The sequence below is a fragment of the Bacillus sp. FSL M7-0791 genome, assembly GCF_038627085.1.
GTDB classification, from domain to species: Bacteria; Bacillota; Bacilli; order Bacillales; family Bacillaceae; genus Bacillus; species Bacillus safensis.
The window spans coordinates 1,811,936-1,832,957 of the sequence record NZ_CP152022.1; the positions used below are offsets into that span (position 1 = coordinate 1,811,936).

17 protein-coding genes are annotated in these 21,022 nt (G+C 44.4%); 6 read left to right on the top strand and 11 right to left on the bottom strand.

Features of this window, described 5'->3' with window-relative positions; translation table 11 throughout:
- Positions 1-6 precede the first annotated feature (6 nt).
- Positions 7-1,725: an assimilatory sulfite reductase (NADPH) hemoprotein subunit gene (cysI, locus tag MHI08_RS09180; RefSeq protein WP_056766932.1), complete on the top strand. Its 1,719-nt coding sequence runs from the start codon at positions 7-9 to the stop codon at positions 1,723-1,725.
- 29 nt (positions 1,726-1,754) lie between these two features.
- Here the strand turns inward: cysI and MHI08_RS09185 are convergent, their stop codons facing one another.
- The 10 genes from MHI08_RS09185 to MHI08_RS09230 all read right to left on the bottom strand — a co-directional run bounded on the left by MHI08_RS09185 (position 1,755) and on the right by MHI08_RS09230 (position 13,868).
- Positions 1,755-3,689 carry an AMP-binding protein gene (locus tag MHI08_RS09185; RefSeq protein WP_342500177.1) on the bottom strand — a complete coding sequence of 645 codons (1,935 nt, stop codon included), beginning with the start codon at positions 3,687-3,689 and terminating at the stop codon, positions 1,755-1,757.
- Positions 3,690-3,702: 13 nt separating this feature from the next.
- Positions 3,703-5,226, bottom strand: a complete 1,524-nt coding sequence (locus tag MHI08_RS09190; RefSeq protein ID WP_082580737.1) for an acyl-CoA carboxylase subunit beta — start codon at positions 5,224-5,226, stop codon at positions 3,703-3,705.
- Between the two features lie 18 nt (positions 5,227-5,244).
- Positions 5,245-6,027, bottom strand: coding sequence for an enoyl-CoA hydratase (locus MHI08_RS09195; RefSeq protein WP_277721933.1), 783 nt, complete (start codon positions 6,025-6,027; stop codon positions 5,245-5,247).
- Between the two features lie 12 nt (positions 6,028-6,039).
- Positions 6,040-6,948, bottom strand: coding sequence for a hydroxymethylglutaryl-CoA lyase (locus MHI08_RS09200; protein ID WP_111927472.1), 909 nt, complete (start codon positions 6,946-6,948; stop codon positions 6,040-6,042).
- Positions 6,949-6,959: 11 nt separating this feature from the next.
- Positions 6,960-7,175 (bottom strand): acetyl-CoA carboxylase biotin carboxyl carrier protein subunit, encoded by a 216-nt coding sequence (locus MHI08_RS09205; RefSeq protein WP_024425681.1) that lies wholly within the window; start codon positions 7,173-7,175, stop codon positions 6,960-6,962.
- Entirely contained in the window at positions 7,172-8,521 is a 1,350-nt protein-coding gene (locus MHI08_RS09210; RefSeq protein ID WP_342500178.1) for an acetyl-CoA carboxylase biotin carboxylase subunit, read from the bottom strand. The genes MHI08_RS09205 and MHI08_RS09210 overlap by 4 nt, the downstream gene beginning before the upstream one ends.
- A gap of 8 nt (positions 8,522-8,529) precedes the next feature.
- Positions 8,530-10,167 carry an AMP-binding protein gene (locus MHI08_RS09215; RefSeq protein ID WP_339241530.1) on the bottom strand — a complete coding sequence of 546 codons (1,638 nt, stop codon included), beginning with the start codon at positions 10,165-10,167 and terminating at the stop codon, positions 8,530-8,532.
- A 42-nt stretch (positions 10,168-10,209) separates the two neighbouring features.
- On the bottom strand, positions 10,210-11,352 hold the full coding sequence (locus MHI08_RS09220) for an acyl-CoA dehydrogenase family protein (protein WP_339241533.1): 1,143 nt from the start codon (positions 11,350-11,352) through the stop codon (positions 10,210-10,212).
- 143 nt (positions 11,353-11,495) lie between these two features.
- Positions 11,496-13,037 carry a family 10 glycosylhydrolase gene (locus MHI08_RS09225; protein ID WP_339241536.1) on the bottom strand — a complete coding sequence of 514 codons (1,542 nt, stop codon included), beginning with the start codon at positions 13,035-13,037 and terminating at the stop codon, positions 11,496-11,498.
- Positions 13,038-13,061: 24 nt separating this feature from the next.
- A complete protein-coding gene (locus tag MHI08_RS09230; RefSeq protein ID WP_025093168.1) occupies positions 13,062-13,868 on the bottom strand; it encodes a tyrosine-protein phosphatase in 807 nt (268 codons plus the stop codon).
- 149 nt (positions 13,869-14,017) lie between these two features.
- Between MHI08_RS09230 and MHI08_RS09235 the strand changes: the two genes are divergently transcribed.
- On the top strand, positions 14,018-14,782 hold the full coding sequence (locus MHI08_RS09235; RefSeq protein WP_339241538.1) for a DeoR/GlpR family DNA-binding transcription regulator: 765 nt from the start codon (positions 14,018-14,020) through the stop codon (positions 14,780-14,782).
- A gap of 17 nt (positions 14,783-14,799) precedes the next feature.
- Here MHI08_RS09235 and MHI08_RS09240 read toward each other — a convergent pair whose 3' ends face one another.
- Positions 14,800-15,378, bottom strand: a complete 579-nt coding sequence (locus MHI08_RS09240; protein ID WP_277721930.1) for a branched-chain amino acid aminotransferase — start codon at positions 15,376-15,378, stop codon at positions 14,800-14,802.
- Between the two features lie 125 nt (positions 15,379-15,503).
- Between MHI08_RS09240 and MHI08_RS09245 the strand changes: the two genes are divergently transcribed.
- The 4 genes from MHI08_RS09245 (at position 15,504) to MHI08_RS09260 (ending at position 21,019) form a co-directional block, all read left to right on the top strand.
- The gene (locus tag MHI08_RS09245; RefSeq protein WP_342500179.1) at positions 15,504-16,637 is read left to right on the top strand and encodes a sugar diacid recognition domain-containing protein; all 1,134 of its coding nucleotides are present in this window, start codon (positions 15,504-15,506) and stop codon (positions 16,635-16,637) included.
- A gap of 78 nt (positions 16,638-16,715) precedes the next feature.
- A complete protein-coding gene (gene glcD, locus MHI08_RS09250) occupies positions 16,716-18,125 on the top strand; it encodes a glycolate oxidase subunit GlcD (RefSeq protein WP_056766909.1) in 1,410 nt (469 codons plus the stop codon).
- Complete coding sequence (locus tag MHI08_RS09255) at positions 18,122-19,462, top strand: (Fe-S)-binding protein (protein ID WP_342500180.1); 1,341 nt, start codon at positions 18,122-18,124, stop codon at positions 19,460-19,462. Before glcD ends, MHI08_RS09255 begins: the two co-directional genes overlap by 4 nt.
- 72 nt (positions 19,463-19,534) lie before the next feature.
- Positions 19,535-21,019, top strand: coding sequence for a spore germination protein (locus tag MHI08_RS09260; RefSeq protein ID WP_056766905.1), 1,485 nt, complete (start codon positions 19,535-19,537; stop codon positions 21,017-21,019).
- Positions 21,020-21,022: the final 3 nt, after the last annotated feature.

Sequence of the window (21,022 nt, forward strand, 5' to 3'; positions counted from 1 at the left end):
ACTTACATGGTGAAGACAGCATTAACAGCGCCGGATGGACCTCCGAGTGACGTAGAGGAAATCAAAGAAAAAAGTGATTATTTACGGGGTACTTTAAAAGAAGTGATGCTTGATCCGATTTCAGCGGGTATTCCTGATGATGATAACCGTCTGATGAAGCATCACGGCAGTTATTTACAGGATGATCGTGACCTGAGAAATGAACGGCAAAAACAAAAGCTTGAGCCTGCCTATCAATTTATGCTGCGCGTCCGCCTGCCTGGCGGAATCGCTACATCCAAACAGTGGCTTGTGATGGATGAGCTTGCTCATAAATATGGAAACGGTACGTTAAAGCTGACAACTCGTGAAACCTTTCAGCTTCACGGTATTTTAAAATGGAACATGAAAAAGACCATTCAAGACATTCATTCCACTATGCTTGATACGATCGCTGCTTGCGGCGATGTGAACCGTAATGTCATGTGTACATCAAACCCCTATCAATCAGAAGTGCACCATGATGTATACGAGCTCGCCAAAAAATTAAGTGATGACCTGCTTCCGCAAACAAGAGCGTACCATGAAATTTGGCTTGATGAGGAAAAGGTAGCAGCAACGCCTGATACAGAGGTTGAGCCGATGTATGGTCCACTTTATTTGCCAAGAAAATTCAAGATTGGTGTGGCGGTCCCTCCTGCTAACGATATTGATGTATTTTCGCAGGATTTAGGCTTCATTGCGATTATTGAAAATGATCAATTAGTCGGTTTTAATGTCGCGATTGGCGGTGGAATGGGTATGACTCATGGTGATACAGCGACCTATCCTCAGCTTGCAAAAGTAATTGGCTTTTGTACACCGGAACAAGTTGTAGAGATTGCCAAACAAGTGATCACCATCCAGCGGGACTACGGAAACCGTTCGGTGAGAAAAAATGCCCGCTTTAAATATACAGTGGACCGTCTCGGTCTTGAGAATGTAAAAGAAGAGCTTGAGCGCCGCCTTGGTTTTTCCCTATTAGACGCAAGAGATTATCACTTCGATCATAACGGTGACCGCTATGGCTGGGTAAAAGGCATTAATGGCAGATGGCATTATACGATGTTTGTAGAAGGCGGACGTATCACGGATTACGATGATTATCCGCTGATGACAGGCATTCGTGAAATCGCAAAGATTCATACAGGTGACTTCCGCTTAACAGCGAATCAAAATTTGATCATTGGAAACGTCACATCTCATAAAAAGAAACAAATCGAGCAGCTCATTCAGGAGTTTGGTTTGTCAGATGGACAACAGCACTCTGCACTGCGCCGCAGTTCAATGGCCTGTGTTGCTCTTCCGACATGCGGCTTAGCGATGGCAGAGGCAGAACGCTACCTCCCGCGCTTAATTGACAAAATTGAAGAGATTGTCGAAGAAAATGGCTTAAGTGATAAAGAAATCACGATTCGTATGACTGGATGTCCAAATGGATGCGCCCGTCATGCGCTTGGTGAAATTGGCTTTATCGGGAAATCACCTGGCAAATACAACATGTATCTTGGCGCTGCGTTTGATGGCAGTAGATTAAGTAAACTGTACCGAGAAAATGTAGGAGAAGAAGACATTTTAAACGAGCTTGGCACTCTACTCCCCCGCTATGCAAAAGAACGCGAGGAACATGAACATTTCGGTGATTTTGTGATTCGGGCAGGTATTGTAAAAGAAACAACAGATGGCACGAATTTTCATGTACAATAAAAAAGACAGGACGCTCTCCTGTCTTTTTTTTATGGACTTTGTTTTCTTTTCAAGTATTCGCAAATGCTGTTATACACATCAGGATTATCTAGAGAAGAAAGATCTGGTGAAGGCTGCTGTTCATAAGCTCCTTTTAATAAACGCCGGACGATTTTTCCGTTTCTTGTTTTCGGTAAAGCTGAAATAAGATGAATTTCCTTTGGTGTGAGCGCTTTTCCCGCATATGAACCTACATGTATTTTGAGCTCTTGAATGAGTGCTGCTTCTTCAAAAGTCTGTGAACTGGCCACAATGAAACAAACTAGTGCTTCTCCCTTCACCTCATCCTTTACTCCAATCACAGCAGCCTCATGTACGGCTGGATGCCCGACAAGAATGGATTCAATTTCAGCTGGACCAATGCGTTTACCTGCTGTATTAATGACATCATCCGATCTGCCCGTGATATGGAATGCGCCATCCTCTGATTGCATCACCCAATCACCGTGCGTCCACACCCCATCAAATCGTTTAAAATAGGTGTCTTCATATCGCTTCGGATCTTTCCAAAACCCACATGTCATGCCGACCCACGGCTTTTTCACAACAAGCTCCCCTACCTCATTCAGAACGCTCTCTCCTGCCTCATTATACACATCTGCCGCCATTCCTAAGATGGCCGCATTAAAAAGGATCGGTTTGATTGGACGAAGCAGCGTACTTCCTACAATACCGCCAGAAACCTCTGTTCCCCCTGAGTAATTTAAGATTGGAATGTGCTTTTGACCAATGGTGTCAAAAAGCCATTGCCATGGTGCTTCATTCCACGGTTCACCTGTAGATATGATGGCTTTCACATGCGGCAGCTCAATGTCTGAAAGGTTTTGCTGCATCGCAGAACGAACAAAAGTAGGTGAAAGTCCAAAATGGGTGACTTTTTGGTCGTGGATGAATGACCAAAGGTGGTGTTCATCTGGATAATCGGGGGCGCCGTCATATAAAACAATTGCAGCTCCATTGATCAAGCCGCCAAAGACGAGAAAGGGCCCCATCATCCATCCCATGTCTGTGAGCCAAAACAAACGATCTCCTTTTGCAACGTCCATACAAAGACCGGCATCAAAAGCCGCTTTTACAGGAAAGCCTGCGTGTGTATGAACAGCCCCTTTTGGTGTACCGGTTGTTCCAGACGTGTATAAGATCATAAGTGGATCTTCATTTGAAAGATAAGTTGTTTTACTCAGTGGTTCCTCTTTTAACAAATCGTTTAGCTGAATATCCTCTTTATATCCAGTAGAAGAGGAAGCATGTACAATGACTGTTTGGACAGTCTTGGTTTTGTCGATCGCTTCTGCCGCACATTTACGCATGTTGATCGTCTTTCCCCGGCGCGTCACGCTTGAGCCTGTGACGACAATGGTTGCACCTGATGCACGAATACGTACGGCAAGAGGCTCGCTTCCATAGCCAGAAAAAACCGGGCTAAAGATGACACCAATCTTTGCAAAGGCAAGCATGACAGCAGCCGTTTCCGGAAGCATCGGCATATAAATGACCGCTACATCCCCTTTTTGTATTCCCTTCTTCAAAAAACCAGCAGCGAGACGATTGACCTTTTCTTGAAGTTCGAGGAACGTCCATCTTCTCTCTTCTCCCGCTTCATTTCTCCACATCACAGCTGGTTGATGCTGAGTTTCTTCATTCTCTGCCCATTTGTCAACAGCCGTTTCGACCACGTTGAGCCGGCCGCCTTTATACCAATTGGGCCACATGAATGAATCTTGGCCTAATGCGGCTTCATAGGGCTCCTTCCACACGATGCCGACCGCCTTTTCGGCTTCTCTCCAAAACCAATCGGTCCGCTCGATACTAGCTTGATAGAACGCATCATAAGTAGAAAAACCAAGTGAATGCATCCATTTGTAAAGGCGTGTTTGTTTCATCATCTGTTCTTCGGGTATCCACGCTGGTTTTAGGTTCATCATGAGGCCGCCCCCTTTAGACCGGATAAACCGGGTGTTTTCGTCTTGTAAATGTCATCTCTTTAGAGGTATAGGCTTGTAATCTATGACAAAGCTCATCTCGCAAATGGTCAAATGGGATGACACCATCGACAATCATTTCAGAGGCAAGCTCATATATATTCATATCTTCCTGGTATTCCTTGCGTTTCTCTTGAATAAATGCTGCTCTTTCCTCAGCAGGCAGTTCGGCAATTTTATTCGCATAGACAGCATTTACAGCGGCTTCTGGCCCCATGACAGCAATTTGTGCTGATGGAAGTGCGAGGCAGCAATCCGGTTCAAAGGCTGGTCCTGCCATTGCATATAAACCTGCACCATATGCTTTACGAACAATGACGGATATTTTCGGAACGGTTGCCTCTGACATGGCGGAGATCATTTTCGCCCCATGCCTAATAATACCTGCTTGTTCCACTTTTGTTCCGATCATAAACCCCGGTATATCCGCAAGAAAAAGGAGCGGAATATGAAAGGCGTCACATAGCTGAATAAACTTGGCGGCTTTGTCGGCCGAGTCATGGAATAATACGCCGCCTTTTACCCTAGGCTGGTTGGCAATAAGACCAACAGGCTGACCATTCATACGGCCAAATCCTGTGATCAGCTCTGCGGCAAATAGCTTTTTGATTTCAAAAAATGATCCTTCATCAATGAGTAAATCAATGAGCTGATACATATCAAAAGGGGTATTCTGCCCTTTAGGAATGAGGTCTTGGATGGTGATCTCTGATGGTTTAGGTGCGATTGCGGCTGCCCGTTTTGGTTTTTCTGTATAGTTGGCAGGCATGTAAGTTAAATAAGTGCGGGCGATTTGAATGGCTTCTTCCTCTGTTTTTGCTAAAATATCGCCGCATCCAGAAATGCTGCAATGCATTTTTGCTCCGCCCATTTCTTCAAGGGATACTTTCTCTCCAATCACCATTTCGGCCATTCGCGGTGAGCCTAAGTACATTGAGGCATTCCCTTCGACCATGACGACGATGTCACAAAAAGCAGGAATGTAAGCACCTCCGGCTGCCGAAGGACCAAATAGTAAACAAATTTGCGGAATACGTCCAGACAGCTTCACCTGGTTATAAAAAATGCGGCCTGCACCCCTTCTGCCTGGAAACATGGCGATTTGATCGGTGATTCTAGCACCCGCAGAGTCAACTAAATACAGCATTGGGCAGTTGAGCTTTTCGGCTGTTTCCTGGATTCTAATGATTTTTTCTACCGTTTTGACGCCCCATGATCCTGCTTTGACGGTAGAATCATTTGCCATGACGCAAACAGTCTGCCCATTCATCCGTCCTGTCCCTGTGACAACACCATCTGCTGGTAAATGTTCATTTTGACACTCGGCAAACATGGCATCCTCAATGAAAGAATCCTCATCTAATAACAACTGGAGGCGGTCACGGACAAACAATTTTCCTTTTTCTTTGTTTTTTTGATGGTATCGGTCGGCCCCGCCTTTCAGAATCTGCTGTTTTTTTAGTTCATATTCTTCGATCATACCCATTCCCCTTTCTTGCTACCTGCCTCTGTATTGAGGCGTTCGTTTTTCTTGGAAGGCTTGAAGACCTTCCGTTCGATCTTCTGTCTCAATGAGCCGTAGATAGGCTTCGTATTCCTTTGTCAAACCTGTATGCAAATCGTGATCAAGGCTTGATTGAATCGCTTGTTTCGCTTCTTTTAAGGCAAGCGGGCCATTTTTGATGATTTGTTTTGCAAGAGAGATGGCATCGTTCATGAGGGAATCTGCTACAGAGATATGCTCAATCAGCCCAATTTGAATGGCTTCTTCTGCTTGTAATGATGCGCCTGTGAAAATAAGTTCTTTTGCTTTACCGAGTCCAATGAGGCGCGGAAGGCGCTGCGTCCCTCCGGCTCCTGGTATGATAGCTAGTCCTGTTTCTGGCAGGCCGAGTCTTGCTCCGGCTCGTGAAATGCGGAGATCACAAGCGAGCGCGAGCTCAAGTCCTCCGCCCAGTGCGTGTCCATTTATCACTGCAATGACAGGTACAGGAATAGATTCAATCTCGATAAAAGTTTGCTGAATCGAAAGAACAGCGCCTTTTGCTTCTGCTTCTGTCATCAATCGTCTTTCTTTTAAATCTGCTCCAGCACAAAAGACTTTTGAACCGGCTCCTGTAATGAGAAGACAGCGAATGCTTTCATCATGTTTGATTTCTTGAATGATTTGATTGATCTCCTCCAGCATTGGAGCAGATAGGGAATTCGCTTGTTCTGGCCTGTTTAAGGTCATGATGCCGATCTGTTCATCTTGTATCGAAAAATGGATCAATGATGTCATGTTATTCATCCTTTATGAAGTAGTCTGAGAGTGAAAAGCACGTAAACAGTGACTAGGCAGGGTTCGATCTACTTTTGCTTCAATCCATTCTGCCGCTTTAATTAATGCAGGAAGGTGAATATTTGTCTCAATTCCTAGTTTTTGAAGCATATGCACCACATCTTCTGTCGCCACATTTCCGCTGGAACCAGGTGCATAGGGACATCCGCCAAGCCCGCCGCTGGAGGAGTCAAATATGGTGATCCCAGCTTTTAATGCCGTATAAATATTCGCAAGAGCCATCCCCTTCGTATCATGAAAATGAAGAGCGATTTTATCAGCAGGAAAACGTTCGAGTAAAATGTCTAAGCGCCTTTCTACTTGAAGCGGATGGGCTTCACCGATGGTGTCACCGAGAGATATTTCATCAATGCCATAAGAAAGCAAAATATCCGTTAGCCGGAGGACTTGATCCATTGGCACTTGTTTTTCATATGGGCAGCCAAACACGGTGGAAATATACGCGCGTGTGTTTTTTCCTGCTGCTTTTAAATCAGCTGTCATTTGTTTGATAACAGGAAGTGTTTCGTGGATGGATTGATTCATATTTTTCTTGTTATGTGTTTCACTCGAAGAGATGAACATAGCGCCTGTGTCAAGATTGGCTTCAAAAAAATGAGCTAAGCCTTTTTCATTGGGAATGAGTGCTGCATAGGTGATGCCGTCTTTTTTGTTAAAGGATTGGGTGAGTTCTTTGGCATCTTTTAAGGCTGGAACCCATTTAGGATGAACAAATGATGTGACTTCAATATAAGGGAGCTGGGCTGCTGCGAGCAGATCAATCCACGTTCGCTTCTCGCCTGTGTCAAGCCAGACTGATTCATTTTGCAGTCCGTCCCGCGGGCCGACCTCCCTGATAAGCACACTCTTTGGTAATGCCATCTGGCTCCCTCCTATTCTGATAGTTCTAAAAGAACCTCTCCTTCATCGACAAACTCTCCCTCTGCCTTATACACTTTACTGATGATCCCGCCCTCTTCAGCAACGATCGGAATCTCCATTTTCATTGATTCTAAGATGGCAACCTCCTGTCCTTTTTGCACTTCATCGCCTTGTTTCACAAGAAGCTTCCACAAGTTTCCGGCCATTTGAATTGTGACAGTTTTCATGAACGGTTTTCCTCCCTTTTTTTCATGAGAAAATCGGTGGTGATGCTGCCTTGTAAGAAAGCAGAAGATCCGGCCATTTCCCTTAAAAGCGGTAAGTTGGTTTTGATCCCTTCTATTTCATATGCTTGTAATGCCCCTTTTAATCGTTCTATTGCAAGTTTTCGTGTATCACCGTAAACGATCATTTTCGCAATCATTGGATCGTAAAAAGGGGTAATGCTGCTTCCATTTGTCACGCTTGACTCATGACGGATATACGGAGCTTCAGGTGTGGAAAGCCGAGTGATCGTTCCTGGTGATGGATAAAAGGTGACGGGATCTTCCGCATAAATTCTAACCTCGATGGCATGGCCGATTTGATGAATATCCTCCTGATTAAAGGAAAGCGGCTCACATGCAGCGATTTTCAGCTGCTCCTCGACAAGGTCAATGCCTGTAATTTCTTCTGTGACAGGGTGCTCTACTTGTAATCTTGTGTTCATTTCTAGGAAATAAAATTGTTGATGCTGATCGACTAAACATTCAATCGTTCCTGCATTTTCATACCCAATCGCTTTGGCTGCTTTGACGGCCATCTCCCCCATCTGATGTCTCACCGATTCATCGAGACAGACGGCTGGTGCTTCTTCAATGATTTTTTGATGTCTTCGCTGGAGTGAACAGTCGCGCTCAAATAAGTGAACCCCATGGCCGAAGGAATCAAAAAGGACCTGAATTTCAATGTGCCGAGCGTTTTCAATGACCTTTTCCATATACAGCGTCCCATCGTTGAAAAAGCTTTGTGCTCTTTTTTGATTCCCTTCAAAAGCCCTGTACAGCTCCTCGTCATTTTGCACGAGCTGCATGCCAATTCCACCGCCCCCGCTTGATGCCTTGAGCATAATCGGATAACCGAGTGACTGCGCTTGACTGACCCCTTCTTCTGCATCATGCAGCGGAGCTGAAACGCCTGGTACAATGGGGATACCTGCTTGAGCCATCGTTTTTCTTGCTTCAATTTTATTCCCCATTCGCTGAATGACTTGTGCGGATGGGCCAATAAAGGCGATTCCTTCGCTGCGGCAGCGTTCTGCAAAGGCTGCATTTTCTGATAAGAGGCCATATCCTGGGTGGATGGCATCTGTATTTGTCTGTTTGGCTACACGAATGATGGCTTCCATGTTTAAATAGCTTTCAGATACTTTCGCGCCTCCAATCAGATAGGCGCTGTCTGCTTCTTGCACATGAAGTGCATGCTGATCTGCTTCTGAATAAACGGCGACGGTGTGGATTCCGAGCCTTTTACACGTTCGAATAATTCGCCTAGCAATTTCGCCTCGATTTGCAATCAGTACTTGTTGAAACATCACTGCCTTCACTCCTTTATTAGATCAAGCGCCTGCTTTTTCAGACGAAATTTTTGAATCTTCCCTGATGCGGTCATTGGATACTCGTCAGTGATGAAAAAATATTTAGGAATTTTGTAGCGAGCCATTTGCGACTGACAATAGCTGGTGAGTGTCTCAATTGTCACCGTCCTACCTTGTTTAAGCCGAATGAATGCGGCGGCTTCTTCTCCATACGTCTCGTCAGGTATACCAACGACCTGTGCATCAAGAATATCCGGATGAGTATAAAGAACATCCTCAATCTCTTTTGGATAAACATTCTCCCCGCCTCTAATGATCATATCTTTCAGCCGTCCTGTGATTTTCACATAGCCGTCCTCATCCATCTCTGCTAAATCACCCGTATGAAGCCAGCCGTCCTGATCAATCACTTCATTTGTGGCTTCTTCATTTTTATAGTAGCCTTTCATCACATGATAGCCTCTTGTACACAGCTCTCCTTGTTCTCCTCTTGGTACTTCCTCCGGCGTGCCTGGAACGGTGATTTTCACTTCAATGTGAGGAAGCGCCCGGCCGACCGTTTGAACCCGCCTTTCAAATGAATCATCCGTTCTTGTTTGGGTAATGACAGGAGAGCTTTCGGTCTGGCCGTAAGCAATCGTGAGCTCCTTCAGTCCCATTTGTTCAATGACGGCTTTCATCACATGGGATGGGCAAAGAGATCCTGCCATAATGCCCGTTCGTAATGTGGACAGATCGTATTGGTGAAAATTCGGATGGTCGAGCTCTGCAATGAACATTGTCGGGACGCCGTGAAGGACGGTGCACTTCTCTTTTTCTACGGTTTGAAGAACTCGCTCTGGGTGGAAGGATTCAATTGGAATGATCGTTCCTCCTTTTGTGAGACATGCAAGCACGCCAAGGACGGATCCAAAGCAATGAAAGAAAGGAACAGGGATACACATTCGGTCCTTTTGGGTGAGCTTCATACAATCTGCGATTTGGCTGGCATTGCAGACAATGTTTGTATGGCTGAGCATGACTCCTTTTGGATAGCCGGTTGTGCCTGAGGTATATTGCATATTAATGACGTCATCCGGTGCAAGCTCATCCATTCGTTTCTCCCACTCATGATCCTCTGTTCTTTTGGCAGCTGCTTGAATACTGTTCCAGCTGCGCATGGCCTTTGGCGTGTGCTCACCTATATAGACGACACTTTTTAAATAAGGAAAAGATGAGGATGTGATCTCTCCTTGATGAGCGTTTTGAAGCTCCGGTATGAGTTCTTCAAGCATTTTGACATAGGATGTCTCTTTAAACCCGTCTACGATAAACAGCATGCTACTATCAGAGTGCTTGAGTAAATAAGCGAGTTCTTGTGATTGAAAGTTTGTATTCACGGTGACAAGAACGGCTCCAATCGACGCGCAGGCGAATTGCAGCATGAGCCATTCGGGTACATTGGGCGCCATGATGGCGATATGATCCCCTTTTTGAACCCCTAATGCCATAAGACCTTTCCCGGTTTCCTTGACTTCTCGATAAAACGCTTCATATGAATATCGTAAAGAACGTTCTGGATACACAATGGCTTCATGTCCTGGATGCTGCTCCCTTTTCTCTTTTAATAACGAGCCGATTGTCTGTGGATGAATCGACATCATGGCTTTCCTCCTCCATTGATGGTAAGCGTTTTCATTATCGGATTACGCTAACAGTTGTCTTGCGATGACTAGACGCTGAATTTCAGAGGTCCCTTCTCCAATTTCCATTAGCTTGGCATCTCTCACAAGCCGTTCTACACCACATTCTTTCATGTAGCCTGTTCCCCCGTGAATTTGAACAGCATCAAGACTTGCTTTTGTCGCCATTTCAGAAGCGAAGAGTTTGGCATAGGCAGCTTCTTTTGTAAACGGCTTGCCGTGATCTTTCAGCCAAGCGGCTTTCCACACCATTTGTCTGGCAAGCTCTATTTGCATCGCCATATCTGCCAGCTTAAACTGAATCGCTTGGAAGGAAGAAAGGGTCTGCCCAAATTGCTTTCTTTCTTTTGCATGCGAGAGCGAAGCATCTAGTGCAGCTTGTGCGATGCCAACTGATAACGCAGCAATTGAAATGCGCCCCCCGTCTAATGTATATAAAAATTGCTTAAAGCCTTTCGCTGGGTCTCCTAAAATATTCTGGGCTGGTACACGTACACCGTCTAAAATGATTTCTGCTGTATCTGAACCGCGCACACCCATTTTGTCATATGGATTTGTAATGGTCAGCCCTTTTTGCCCTTTCTCCACAATGAAGGCGGAGATGATCGGGCGGCCGTTTTCATCTTGATCCGAGACAGCAGTGACGATAATGGTTCTGGCAAAATTGGCGTTTGTGATCCAGCACTTTTCCCCGCTAATGATATACTCTTGTCCGTCTTTGACTGCTTTTGTCTTCGTCCCTTTTGCATCTGACCCTGCATTTGGTTCTGTTAATCCGAAGGAACCAAGTGCTGTTCCAGAAGCCAGCGGGACAAGGTGGTCCATCTTTTGTTCCTCTGTACCGAAGTAATAAAGCGGGCTTGCGCCTAAGGAGACGGCTGCGGCATAGCTAAGACCTGTACTGGCACACTGTTTTCCGATTTCTTCTACAGCGAGTGCATATGATATCGTATCTCCTCCTGAGCCGCCGTATTTCTCTGGAAAGGGGATGCCCATAAAGCCGAGCTCCCCCATTTTTTGAAACGTATTGGCTGGGAATACGGCCTGTTTATCAATGGTTTGAGCGAGTGGTGCAATTTCTGCTTTGGCGAAATCTTTGACCATCTGGCGGATCATTTGTTGTTCTTTCGTTAATTCAAAATCCATCTTGCTTCCCCCTTTAGCTCTTTTCTATCATATTTATTAATCAAGCAGCTGCTTCATGCCAAGCTTGATTGAATTCAGAAAATTAAAACAAGAATAATAGAAAAAAAGCATGAACGAAGAAAATCTCACTCATGCTTTTTCTGTTATTTCACTATTTTTGTAGAAGGCTTGCTTTCGTGATGAAGACGATTAAGAGCCGTAATCTTGTAAGTATCCATTTTCTTTTGATTGACTGGGAGGTCTTTAATCGTTGTTATGGCACCTTTTTCTTTTCTAACCGTTTGCAGCAATTCATATGTTCCTTTATTTGTTAATCGATAGACCGCATAATAGGATACGGTAGAATGCGGATCATTTTTGATTTGTAAAGCCGCACCATCCGATGTCTTTTTCACAGATTGAATGATTGGTTTTTTAGGTGCTTTCTGATGAAGCCAAGGCATTTCTGGAATGAGAGCTGGTTTGCTGTATGACTCTTCTATCAATCGATCCTTTACATTCAAAGGGTTGCGATTGAGATCCTTCAGGCTGAAATGCATGCTTCCCTGCACAAGCTGTGACTGCCTGTTCAGCTCAATCTGCCTAAAATATTCTTCCGGGTCAGACCAAGCAGGGTCACTGTTTTGATTAATTTTATATGCCGCCTGCCCAATGTACAGGTGAACCGGCTCCCCTTTTACCTCATTTGACCACCATTTCGTCAGCACATCATAAGCGGCAGCTTGAAAGCCGATGCTCCAGTAAATTTGCGGAGTAACATAATCAATATCGTGCTGCTGAATCCACTCTCTTGTATCAGCATACAAATCATCGTAGTTGGTCATTCCTGCAGTGGTGTTTGAACCAGTCGGGTCATCTTTTATGTTGCGCCATACCCCGAATGGACTAATACCAAATTTCACATACGGTTTTTCTTTCTTAATGGTGTCATTGATTTGCTTCACCAGCTGATTCACATTATCTCTTCGCCAATCTTCTATATGAGTAAATGCTTTTTTTCCATATGTTTCATACGTTACTTGATCTGGAAATGGTACACCGGCTATTTTATATGGATAAAAATAATCATCCATATGCACTGCATCAATATCGTAGTTTTTCACAACTTCTTCTATACCGCCGATAATGAAGTCCTGAGTTTCAGGAATACCAGGATTGTAATAAAGCTGATTACCATACGCAATCGTCCAATCAGGATGTTGTCTTGCAGGGTGATCGGCTGACAAACGGCTGAGATCAGTATGATTCATTGTGATTCGGTAAGGGTTAAACCAAGCGTGAAATTCAAGGCCGCGTTTATGAGCTTCTTCGATCATAAACTCAAGCGGATCGTACCCCGGATCTTTCCCTTGTGTTCCAGTCAAATATTCTGACCACGGCCCGTATGCTGAAGGATAAAAGGCATCTGCTGTTGGTTTAATTTGCATAATGACGGCATTCATATTCATCGCTTTGATTTCGTCTAACAAACGAATAAACTCTTGCTTCTGCTCTGCTACGGGCAGCCCCTTCTTTGAGGGCCAATCTAAGTTATAAACAGATGCAATCCATACCGCGCGCATCTCTCTTGTGCTCTCAAGCTTCCCTTTTGGCACTGCACGAGCTGCTAGACTGCTAGAAGGAATCAATAAAAATACAAACATCAACATCAGTGTTAAAACTGTCATACTGATCTTTTTCAGCATGTTTTGCATCACCTCATCTTAAGTTTATTCCGCTTTTTGTGATGGAATGCCAGCAGATGGTGTAAGCAGAATGTTTTTCATTTCATTGAGCTGAGCTTCAGGGACTTTGCAGGCTTCAATTAAATACCGCTCTGCACTCCCGTATGTCTCCAGCATTTCGTGCAGCACATCTTCAAGATAATCTTGCTGCACACCGACAAGCGGCTGAATTTGTTCTTTTGACACCCGGTATAAACTCATCAATCGGACAAATCGTTCCTGCCTTCTGACGAGCATTTGCACGCCTTCATTGGAACGCATGTATTCACTTAAAACGACAGCCTGCGGTACACCTGCCACCAACTGAATCAGGGCAGATAAAAAACCTGTTCGGTCCTTGCCACTCGTGCAGTGAAGCATCAGCGGGTAATGGCTTTGATCTGAAAGCAGTGTGAACAGCTGCCGAATCTCTTCTTTACGCTCTGTCAGCATGCTTTGATATAACTCTTTCATGATCGGTGTAAATGAGAGAGACTTCCCTTCTGTTACCAGCATACGAAACATGGTCCATTTACTTGGCATCTTACTGTCAGGCTGCATCGGAATATGCACGATTTTGTCGTGTTCCTTGATCTTTGGCGGATGTGATTTACGTTCTGAGGCTGTACGGAGGTCACAAACGGTTTGAATTCCGAGTGCTGAGAATATCTCGATGTCTTGTTTCGACAAACGGGATAAGTCTGCGGATCGATAAATCATTCCCTGTTTGATCACCATCCCATCTGTTGTTTGAAGTCCCCCTACTTCTCTAAAATTCGCAAGCTTTGAAAATGGGTTGTTTGATTGATTCATAGAAGTGAAAGTCCTTTCTGGTTTCGTTCTTTTTTCTATCATACGCTTTTATATCAAAGGAGAAAAGAGAATCAATTGACCTAATCCATGTAAGAGAATTTATTGGTATAATGGAAAAAGGACATTCGGATTGATTGGAGATATGAAGTATGATAAAAACAAAACGGATTCAGCAAATCAAAGAGTATGTGTTTGACCGTGAATCTGCCTCACTTGATGAGCTTGTGGCGTATTTTGGTGTCTCAAAAAACACGATACGCCGAGATGTACAGGCATTGGTCGAGTCCGGCGTACTCAAAAAAGTGTATGGCGGAGTGGCTGTGAACCACTCAACGTTAGTGGTGTATCAGGAGCGAAAGATCCGTCAGCTCAGTAAAAAGCAATTGATCGGTCAGACGGCTGCCACTTTTGTGGAAAACGGGGATATGATTTTTATTGATTCTGGTACCACAACGCTTGAGATGCTCCCCTATTTGACGGAGAAACAGGTGACCATTGTGACCAATAATGTGGATTTCATTACACAGGCGATGCCTTATGAAAATCTTACCATCTTTTCCACTGGCGGGATGCTTGAAAGAAAAACGAATTCTTTCGTTGGTTATCAAAGTGTTGAGCGCTTAAAAGCTTACAATGTCAATAAAGCCTTTATCGCATCAACTGGTTTATCCATTGATCACGGCGTCACGAATTCGTCTCCGCTTGAAACCGATATTAAAAAGACGCTTGTTCAAAAAAGTGCCAAAACCTTTTTATTAGTGGATGATAGCAAATTCGATCATTACGCCTTGACCACGTTTTGTGATTTGCACGAGATTAATATCGTCGTGACCAACCAGGAGCCAAATGAAGATTATCTTCAATATGGAAAAGAGCATGATGTACGGTTTGTCACACCTTCATCAAATGAATAGATGGACAAAAAAACGGCTCAGGAATTTGAGCCGTTTTTTGATTCATTGATTTCAAGCTGTATGATCATACGGAATAAAAATCGATACACGGCCGAGATGACGTCAATGAAAGCCGTATCTTCGTGGATATCCTCAAGCTCAAGAAGCTGCAAATTCACATCAAATAAGCCATCTTGTCCATTAAATTGAAGCTGAGCACCATTTAATGGCGATAGTATGTCCTTTAGAATATTCGTGTCTTTTTTAGGACGTTTTAAACCGAATAGGACGGTATACGTTTGAAACACTTCATCCCATTCAATGGCCAAGCCATCCACTTTCACGACATCAAACCACTTTGATTCGATATAAATGAATTCTTTTTGATGTTTTTTCACATATGTAAGCGGTGTGTTTAGAAATGAGGCGTTTTCTGTTTGAATCATGTTCTCTGATTCCTTGTCTACACGCTCTATATATACATCGCCAAAACGAGCTTCTTCTTTTATTCTCGCCCCTTCTAATGTCCAATTACGGCGCGCCGCTTCATCATATTCAAAGTCGGTCAGCGCCTGTCCTTCTTTCAGTAAGTCTTGTAAGCGATTTTGCAGTGACATGGCTATGTCTCCTTTCTTCTCCTGCATGTGTGTTTATTATTTTAGCATAACTCATGAAAAGAAAGATATGTCCCTGCATATGATGGTATGATAGTGTCAAAAAAAACATCTCGGAGGGGTACGTTTTGCTCACAATGACACTGGCAGAAAAAATCGTAGATGAGGTTAAAAAGGTGCTGACTGAGGAAATCATCATCGCACAAACAAACGGCACCATCATTGCAGCAACAGATCCAGCGCGCGTTGGACAATTTCATGAAGGAGCGTATCTGACATCTGTTGAAGGACAGAAACGAATTCTCACAAAGGATGACCAGCAGCACATGAAAGGCGTCAAAGCTGGCATCAATCTGCCTATTTATTTTAAGCAAGAGGTCATCGGGGTCATTGGAATGACAGGAGATCCTGTACATGTGTCTCCTTTTGGCGAAATATTAAGAAAAATGACCGAGCTGCTTATTCATGAACATGAATTTTTTCAAGAAACTGAAACGGATGAACGTCAGCTCGAAGCGTTTGTATTCGACTGGCTTCATCTGCCAGAGACAGCGATTGATCTCACTCAAAAAGCGTCGCGGCTTCAGCTTGATATCAACAAGGAGCGCGCAGTTGTTCTGATCGATTGTCAGGATGAATCGTTTATGAAGCAGAATCAATATAAAGAATTGAAGGAAACGCTGTATCTCAACAGCCAGGAGATCATCGTCCGCTGGGGGCATGGCCGCTTTTTACTCATGCTGCAAACAACAGCAGATGATCGTAAAGCCCTGCAGCAGCGCCTGTTTCACATCCATGCCTCCCTTACGGCGCGGAGCTCGCCCGGGGTTTTGATTGGAGCAGGAAAACCAGCAGCTGCTCATTTGATGAAGCAATCGTTTCAACAAGCCTTTCGAGCATTAAAATTGGCACATGCTGATACGCCGATTGTATTTGATGAAGATTTAACGCTCGAACTTTTTATGGAGGAAGTAAGTCAGGAAACAAAAGAAGTGTTTCTTGATCGAACGATCGCCCCTCTTCTCCCCTATCCTGAATTAGTGAAAACATTGCGGGTACTCATGACATCAGATTGTTCATTGAAATATACCGCAGAAGCGATGCATGTCCATATCAATACACTGCATTACAGGCTAAAACGAATCCAAGATTTAACGACACTTGATCCAAAGCGCATGCAAGATGCCATGCTCTTTTATTTAGCCTTCATGCTATTAGATGATGATCCAAAAAAACGAAGCAAACAGCCCGATATTTTGTAGAATCGTCCATAGGCATGAGGCGATTCTTTTTTTATACTGAAAGAAACGATACGTCTCATCAATAGGAGTTGAATGCGTATGTTACACTCTGAATTTTTAAATCAATTAAAAAAGATTGTTGGCGCGTCTTACATGCAGGACAGTAAAGCCGATCGGCTTGCCTATTCTTATGATGCAACACCAAATTTTCAGCATATGCCAGATGTCATCGTAAGCCCGCATACGGCTGAGGAAATCCAGCAAATTGTCCGGCTCTGCGCTTCATATAACATACCAATCGTGCCAAGAGGATCAGGAACGAACCTTTGTGCAGGCACATGTCCCACTCAAGGCGGACTTGTGCTGCTGTTTACAAGAATGAACCAATTAATAGAAATAGATGAAGAAAACCTGACAGCAACGGTGCAGCCTGGATTGATCACACAGGAACTTATTCGCCAAGTAGAGGCGAAAGGCCTCTTCTATCCACCTGATCCAAGCTCTATGAAAATCTCTACATTAGGCGGAAATATTAATGAAAATTCAGGTGGTCTCCGGGGGTTAAAGTATGGAGTGACGAGAGATTATGTCCTTGGACTTGAAGTCGTTCTGCCAAACGGTGACATCATCAAAACAGGCGGCAAGCTTGCAAAGGACGTGGCCGGGTATGATATGACCCGTTTGTTCGTAGGTTCAGAAGGAACGCTCGGGATTGTCACTGAAGCCACGCTGAAGCTTTTGCCGCTTCCAGAAACAAAACAAACGATGCTTTGCTTATATGAAAGTTTAGAGGAAGCCGCCGCTTCAGTGTCGGCGATTATTGCAGAGCGTATCATCCCCGCCACATTAGAATTTATGGATCAGCCGACGCTGGAAGTCGTTGAAGACTTTGCAAAAATCGGTTTGCCGACTGACGTTCAAGCGGTGCTGTTAATCGAACAAGACGGCCATCCTGAAGCGGTTGCCCGTGATATGCAGCGCATCGCAAAAGTGTGTCAGCAGCATGGTGCAAAAGATGTGAATATCGCACATTCTGAAGAAGAGGCAAATGCACTTTTAACAGCGAGACGATCCGCTTTATCTGCCCTCGCCCGCTTAAGCCCGACGACCATTTTAGAAGATGCCACAGTTCCCCGGTCTGAAATTGCCAGCATGGTGCGGGCGATCGAAGACATTGCGAAGCAGTACAAAGTGAAAATCTGTACATTTGGTCATGCAGGTGATGGCAATTTGCATCCTACTTGTGCAGCAGATGCAAGAAATGAAGAAGAAATGAAACGGGTGGAAGAAGCCTTTCAGGCCATTTTTGAAAAAGCAGTCTCACTTGGCGGCACCATTACGGGTGAACATGGCGTGGGTCTTATGAAATCCCCTTACTTAGAACTAAAGGTTAAAAAAGAAGGCATTGCGGCAATGAAAGCGATCAAACAAGCGCTTGACCCGGAAAATATCATGAACCCTGATAAAGTGTTTGGAAAAGCCGCAAGAAAGCGGGTGGTGGTCTCATGAGTTCTAAACAAACAGAGATTCAGCAAGCATTTCAGCAGCAAATGGACGAAAAAGAGCTGCTCAATTGCATGCGCTGCGGATTCTGCCTTCCTTCCTGCCCGACTTATATTGAATCTGGTCAACAAGAAACACACTCTCCCCGCGGCCGAATTGCTTTAATGAAGGCGGTGAGAGACGGCGTCATTGAGCCAGATGAAGATGTGGAGCATTCACTGAATCTTTGTCTTGGCTGCCGTGCATGTGAACCGGTCTGCCCTTCCGGAGTTAAATATGGACGGTTACTTGAAGATGCAAGAGACATCATTCAGCAGCACAAAAAACAATCCATTCCTGTCAAACTTGTAAGACGGGTAGTGTTTAAAGGTCTCTTTCCTTCACAAAGCCGAATGCGGAAAGCAGCAGGACTTCTTCGTTTTTATCAAACATCTGGTCTGCAAACGGCTGCCCGCAAAACTGGCATGCTGAAGGTGCTTCCACCGCATTTACGTCTGATGGAACAGGCGCTTCCAAAGGTGCCGCGTCAACGAAAAAGCCGTTTGACGGAATACAAAGCCGCCGGCCCAGCGAGAAAACGGGTCGCCTTTTTTACTGGCTGTTTAATGGACACCGTTTTTTCCAGCACAAACGAAGCGACCATCCAGCTTTTGCAGCTGGCAGGCTGTGACGTCATCGTCCCTCCTATTCAGACGTGCTGCGGAGCGCTCCATGGCCATAGCGGTGAAAAAGAACAAGCGAAACAGTTAGCAAAGCGGAATATTGAAGCGTTTGAAGGGATAGATGCGGATGCCATAGTCATGAATGCGGGCGGTTGTGGCGCTTTTTTAAGTGATTACGATCATTTGCTTTGCGATGATCCGGATTTTGAAAAGCGAAGTGAAGCCTTCTCAAAGAAAATCACGGATATATCAGACATTTTAGTGGAGCTGGAATTTCACCGCCGCATGCCGCTTGCTTTGCCAGAGCAGGTCATCACCTATCAGGATTCTTGTCATTTGCGGAACGGAATGGGTGTACAGCATGCACCAAGGGTGCTGATGAAGGCCATTCAAGGTGTATCATTTAAAGAAATGAAGGATTCGGGCCGGTGCTGCGGCTCAGCTGGCATTTACAACATCTTGCAGCCAAAGATGTCGATGCAAATTTTAGATCATAAAATGACAGAAGCCACTCAAACAAAGGCCGCTGCCATCGTTACGTCTAATCCAGGCTGTCAGCTGCAAATGGCAGCAGGCATCAAACGCTCAGGACACTCACCGAGCATGCGTGCCGTCCATCTAGCTGATTTATTATTAGAAGCCGTTCTATATGAAAAAAAAGCGTCCAGCCCATCAAGCTGAACGCTTTTTTCATGCATATCTTTAGACAATCGGTTAGATAATAGAGGCAAATCGCCGAAGGAGCTGGTCCAAATGCTGAAGAAAAACAAACAACAAAAGGACCCGAATTCAGTATTTGAAGCATTGTCACGTTCTGCTGATTTTACAAATGAGCTGTCTCGAAATGGAGATTTTCTGTATAGGATTTCCTTTTTTCGTTCATTGATTAATGGACATCTTCTACATGAACAAATTCTCCCCTCCCTCAAACAACTGCACCTGTCACCCACTCTTGAAGAGCTGAAAGAACGAATTCCCATTGAGCAGGCTGTCATCACGAGCGATCTTCAAAAAGTGCAAGAAGCCCTTCACCGGGGCAGCATTGCGATTAGACTTGAGACAGACTGGGGTAAAACGCTTCTCTTTTCGATTGAAGAAAAGAAAGGCAGACAAATAGGTCCGCCTGAAATTGAATTTGGGATTATCAGTGCACAGGAAGCATTTGTGGAGGTTTTAGATACCAATTTAAATTTGGTCAGACGGCGGCTGCCGACGCCTAACCTGAAAGTTGAGGAAAAGACGGTTGGTACGCTCTCTCAAACAAAAGTTGCCGTGTTATATATTGAAGAAATCGCCAACCCGGAAAACATCGAAACGGTTCTTCAACGAATTGAGGACGTTGATTATGATCAGATTTTAGATGCGAATTACCTCGCTCAAATGCTTTATGATGTATCCAATACGATCTTTCCGTTGTTTTTGAATACAGAAAGACCCGACCGCGTGTCTTCAGGCTTATCAGAAGGGAAAATTGCCATATTAGTTGATGGTTCGCCTCATGTCTTGCTTGCCCCAACTATTTTACTTGAGTATTTTTCCACGATGGAAGACTACAATATGTCATGGATTGCGGCTTCTTGCTTTAGGCTGTTACGCATATTTGCTGTGATATTTTCCATTTTTGCGACACCTTTATATGTCGCCGTTTTAACCTTTCATTATGAACTGATCCCAAAGGATTTATTAGAAACCATTGTCTCCTCGCGCTATCTTGTGCCATTTCCTCCGATCATTGAGGCACTATTTTTAGAGATTTCGATTGAATTACTAAGAGAAGCAGGTTCAAGGCTCCCAGCTAAAGTCGGTCAGACGCTCGGGATTGTTGGAGGGATTGTCATTGGACAGGCTGCTGTAGCAGCAGGCTTAACGAGCAATATTTTACTCATTATTGTTGCCCTATCTGCTCTCGCCTCATTTGTCACGCCTATATACAAAATGGGCAGTACCATTCGGCTGCTGAGATTTCCTTTTTTAGTTGCAGCACAGGTTTGGGGCGCATTAGGTATTGCTGTGATGGGATCTTTTCTGCTCACCCATTTAATGAAATTAACTTCAATTGGCCGGCCGTATTTAGAGCCTATTTTTCCAATGCGCCTTGCTGATTTAAAGGGCAGTTTGATTCGTCCTCAGCTCCGTTTTTTGAACAAAAGGCCGGAAAATTTACGTCCGCAAAATGAAACCATCCATCGCTCTAAGCCGAAGCAAGGCCGCAAGGGGAAAAATGATTTTTATGAATAAGGA